This window comes from Armatimonadota bacterium (assembly GCA_020354555.1).
Taxonomy (GTDB): Bacteria; Armatimonadota; Hebobacteria.
In genome coordinates this window covers 2,467,962-2,471,856 of record CP070648.1, presented here as the reverse complement: position 1 = coordinate 2,471,856, position 3,895 = coordinate 2,467,962, and the positions used below count along the sequence as shown (strand labels likewise).

General features: G+C 66.7%; 3 protein-coding genes. All 3 read right to left on the bottom strand.

Annotated features, from left to right (window positions below):
- Positions 1 to 209 (bottom strand): hypothetical protein (locus JSV65_10080; GenBank protein ID UCH32944.1); only part of this gene is annotated, 209 nt, incomplete at its 3' end.
- Positions 206 to 2,563, bottom strand: a complete 2,358-nt coding sequence (locus JSV65_10075; protein UCH32943.1) for a hypothetical protein — start codon at positions 2,561 to 2,563, stop codon at positions 206 to 208. The genes JSV65_10080 and JSV65_10075, both read right to left, overlap by 4 nt.
- Positions 2,564 to 2,813: 250 nt before the next feature.
- Positions 2,814 to 3,895, bottom strand: a 1,082-nt coding sequence (locus JSV65_10070; GenBank protein UCH32942.1) for a hypothetical protein, incomplete at its 5' end; no start/stop codon positions are given.

Here is a 3,895-nt window from a genome sequence, read left to right as displayed (position 1 = left end):
AGCGGCATGATCAGCACGAATGCCAACCAAGCCGCCGGGCCGCGCGGCAGGTACAGCGGCCCGGCCACGCCCAGCCCGAGCGCAATCCACACCGGCAGCGCAGCGGCGACGGCAAGCTGGAGGTGGCGGTCCCGGAACGACGAGGTCCATCGACCAAGGCCGCTATCCTGGAGCAGCGCGGCGACGATGCCTTGGCCGAGGCCGATCATCGCCGCAAGTCGTCACGCGCGCGGCGCAGCGTGATGCCCATGAGGCCGAAAGCCACGAGCAGCCACAGAGCGGGGTCGACCGGCGCGGGCGCTCTCGCGATGGCGCATCCCCCCGGGCTGTCTGGCGTGGGCGGGGGCAGCGTGTCCACTGGCGGACTGACAGGAGGCTCGGTCGGCGACGGTTCGGTCGGAGGCGCCGGCGGCTCCGGTACGGGCTCCGGTGCCGGTTCTGGCGCAGGCACCGGTTCGGGGGCAGGCTCTGGCGGCGGAGCCACATCGACCAGCTCGCCACTGGCGAATTCCGCGGTCGTGGCACCGGTCAGCAGGTCGATGCGGTTCCATGCCCCGTAGAAGCGCGTGCCGTCCGGGCGGGTCACGATCTGCGACTCGTAGGCTGCCTCGTCGTCGTCGAACAGCGAGCCTTTAGCCGTGGAGTAGCGCAGCGGCGGCCGGAAAGTCTGCCCACCGTCGTCACTGAAAGTGATGAAGATGCCCAGGTCCTCGGCCTGATCGGCCTGGTCCGGCGGCAGGTTGGTCTGCGTGCCCCAGGCCAGGTAGACGATCGCGGTGTTCTGGCACAGCGTCGGGTCGGTGGTCGTGGGGTCCGCAGGGTTGCCGCTCGCGCAGCCGCTGGAAGCGCTCTTGGGCGTGCTGAACAGACGCGGCTCGCGCACGTTGATGCGGGTGTCGGTGACCTGCGTGAGGTTCTGCGGCTTGTCCCAACCGCTGCCCAGCGTGTACTTGCGCACCCAGAAGTTGTAGTTGTCCTGCTGCGCCCAGAGCTTGTCCATGTCCGACGTGTAGGAGTACCCGATCCACAGCTCGGGCCCGCGGAGCACACCGCGGTGCGCCATGCCGTTCTCCTTGACATAGGACTCGGTATCGTCGAGCAGGTTGAGATCGCTCGCAGCCAGCGAGTTGCTGCTGATGTTCTCGGCGCGCTCGCTGGTCAGCGTCTTGACCGCGCCGTAGCTGGAGGTGAAGCAGCCGCCGTCCACCACGGGCACAAGATGCTCGGGCCGCACGCCGCCCAGCCCGCGCCGAACCACAATGTCGGCCGGGCCGCCCTGGTTGAAGATGCCTTCGCGCCACAGCAGCGCGAGCTGGATGCCGCCAGGCCCGGCGTCGGCAGCGCTCTGCGTCAGCACACGCGCACGTCGCGCGTTCTTGAGCGGGTCGCTGATCACGCAGCCGGCCGGGTGGTTGCTGCTCGCGTCGCCGCCGATGTAGACCGGCTTGCGGTAGTCGAACACGTGGTAGCGCACGAACTTGCCCTGGACGGTGGGCAGGTCGGCGGCCTTTGTTTCCTCGTAAGCCACGACGGCGGTTGTGCCGGCGAGCGAGATGTTGGCGCGCGAGGCACCGGCCTGTCCTGTCTCGAGCTGACCGGGGTCGACGGGCGAGCCAGCGCCACCGATTACGCGGTCCGTGGACTTCCCGAGCCCCAGCTTGCCTTGCCAGTTGTCGCTCAGCCGCACGGGTGGCGAAAGGACGAAGTCGTCGCTGGGTGTACTCGGGATGGACAAGTCGACTGTCGCGTAGCTGTACCAGATGTCGGTGCCGCCGTTGACCTTGGCGCCGGCAGCGCCATCACCGGGTCCTTCGGCTTCCCCGAGCAGCAGGCCCTGAGGGTCTTCCTGCCAGCTGAACGCGAACTGGCCCGTCTTGGCCTTGCTGTCGTAACCGCCCGCGCTGAAGTCCTGGATGGCGTCGCGCAGTCCCGTGGTCAGCTGGCGCGGAGCGCTAAAGCTGGTGCCGTGGTTGGTGGAGTATGCGATCCACAGGCAGGAGAACGGGATGACGCGGAAGTCCCGTTCGGCGTACTGGATCGCGCGTTGCACGGACGGCTGCGTGCCTGCGACCGAGAGATCCCCATCGGGGCAGTACTTGCTGATCCAGGTGATCACCATCACCGGGCCGCTCATCTTCGCGTTGGGCTTGTCGATATCGCCCGGGTACGGCGCGGGGTCGCCGGAGGTGCCGCGCCAGTCGGTCGTGATGCTGGTCTTGAGCGCCGAGTTCGAGATGTTCTTCGCCGCCGACCAATGCGATGCGTCATCGCAGCTCCTGTCGGCACCGAGCATGCAGGTGCGCACGAAGATGTCGCGCGCCTTGCGCTCGACCGCGGCCTTGACGTCGTACACGTCCTGAGCGCCTGCGGGGCTGTCGCCATAGACGGTAATCAGCAAACCATTGCCGGCTCGCTGCATCTTGGGCTTGTCGGAGTTGCCGCCCTCGCTGAGCGCGAGGGGTGAATTCACGACGATCTGCGTGAGGGCCAGAGCAAGCCCGCCAATCATGGCGAGCGCAGCGACTGCCGGCCAGCGCCAGTTGGAGCGGAGCAGGATCTTCATACGACCCTCCTTGCCGAACACGCTCCTTTCAACTCGATGCGCACAGAAACCATTCAGCGCTTCCGGCGACGAGCACTTCGAGCACGATGAGGCTCGCACCTACGACACATTGAACAGCGATTCGGGGACGGGACATTGGAGTCCGTCGTCCCCTTGTGCCGCCGCTTGCGCCGCCCCTGAACGCCGTGCTCAAGCATCAGCCGCTCGACACGACGCTGCGGGGTGCTCATTCCATGCTTGGATCGCCGTCTTACTTCACGATGATGTCGATGTGCGAGGTCCTCTGGTTATCGATTACGGCTGTGGTCTCCGACGGGTGCAGCGTATCGATCTGCACGTTGTTGTTGAGCGACTTGCCGCCGACATCGACCTGCTCGTCTAGCGAGAACGTGATCCGCCAGGTTCCGGCCTTGTCGGGCGCGGTGCACTGGCCCAGCCGCCAGTTGAAGCCATAGGTCTGGCTTCCCCCGACGTTGATCTCGGCCGTGTACTTGGCCAGTTGCGAGCCGTCGGGCAGCGCGAACGCCTCGGCAATCGAGCCTTCGAACCCGCAGATGTGGTCCTGCGGCGCGCCAGCTTCTAGCTTGCGGATGCTCAGGCGGGCCGTCACCGCAAAGACGCGACGTTCGGTCGCGTCCATCGCGACACCGGTCGTGCCTTGCATCTCGGTGATCCCCGCGCCGTAGAGCAGTTGCATCGGATAGCCCGTCATGCTCTCGGTGCTGGGCCACGCCGCGCTGCCCTTGTACTGCCGCAGGATGGTCTCGACGCGGATGACCTGGCTCGACGACAGCGCTGCGCTCGCCAGGTTGTCACCCCAGTCGAGTTCCACCTTCTGCATCTGGGCCGTCCCGTTGATCCAGCTCGCCTGCCAAGTGCTCGCGGTCTTCTGCTTGTAGTAGCTCGTGCCGTCGAGCAGGTAGATCGTCGCTGGGTCGAAGTACGGGAACGGATCGGTGATGTCGGTGGCCGTCGGCCGCAGGCCGGTGGCCAGGTCGGTGTGGTCCGTGCCCGTGATCTCCGCACCTGTGAGACCCATGCCGTCCGCAAAGACGACCGGCACCGACAGGTTGTTGCCGAACGTGGTCTCGTGCCCATCACCTCCCGGGCCCTGTCCTGAGCCTCCACCACCCGTACCCGGCGAACCACGCGGGGTCGCCGAGACTTCGGCCGACGGAGGACCTTCACCACCAGCGGTGACTGCGGTCAACACGTAGTAGTACGTCACTTGCCCGACTGGCACCGTGTCGATGTGCGGCGAGACCACACCCTCGGTCTTCGTCGCCGAGGCCATGTCGTTCGCGATGCCCGGTGTCGTGCCGCGATACAGGT

Bases quoted from the DNA above. Each gene is read 5' to 3' on its own strand.
- JSV65_10075 (UCH32943.1), bottom strand. From the start codon at position 2,563: ATGAAGATCCTGCTCCGCTCCAACTGGCGCTGGCCGGCAGTCGCTGCG.